At 68.4% G+C, this 553-nt stretch carries 1 protein-coding gene; it reads left to right on the top strand.

The features are described from left to right. Nucleotides 1-182: helix-turn-helix domain-containing protein (locus MTX35_RS25345; protein ID WP_243597483.1), on the top strand; the 182-nt coding region annotated here is incomplete at its 5' end. Nucleotides 183-553: the final 371 nt, after the last annotated feature.

Genomic DNA, 553 nt, shown 5'->3' with positions numbered 1-553 from the left:
GACGAGTCCGTGCGGCGCTCAACCTCACTCCGCTCGGCTTCGTCCAACGGCTTCGCATCGAACGAGCGCGGCACCTCTCAGCAACCACGGACCTCACCTCCGCCGAGATCGCGCTACGGGTCGGCTACGCGAACGCCGAGACTCTGCGCTCCCTCCTGCGCAGGGAGCGACGCCGTTCCTGACCTATCGCCATGCCTGTAGCCGGTGTCCTAGCGCTCGGTTGGAACCACCTCTCAGCACGTCGCGTCGACGCTCCTGCGTCGCCCCTGGACGACCCACTCGACACGCCCGCAGCACAGGCCATGTGACGTGCCCCGGCTTCCCGGGCGGTCGGGGTTGGGTGGCTGTGATGTCGCTGCGTTCTCGTCGAGGGGGTCAGCAGACCCGATCAGGGTCGATTGGGATGAGCCGCGAAGGCGGTCAGGTCAGGGCGGCCGAAGCCGGCCGGCGGGGTAGCGTCGGACACGTCGAGGTCTTTCGGATGGATGGCGTAGGAACCTCCATCGTCGGGAGACCTCGACGTCTATCTGCGGACCGACGCGCCCGGCCGACC

It is taken from the genome of Rhodococcus sp. ARC_M12 (assembly GCF_022810385.1).
Taxonomy (GTDB): domain Bacteria; phylum Actinomycetota; class Actinomycetes; order Mycobacteriales; family Mycobacteriaceae; genus Rhodococcoides; species Rhodococcoides navarretei.
The sequence above is the reverse complement of the archived record's forward strand: the minus strand, read 5'-3'. Positions and strand labels throughout refer to the sequence as shown.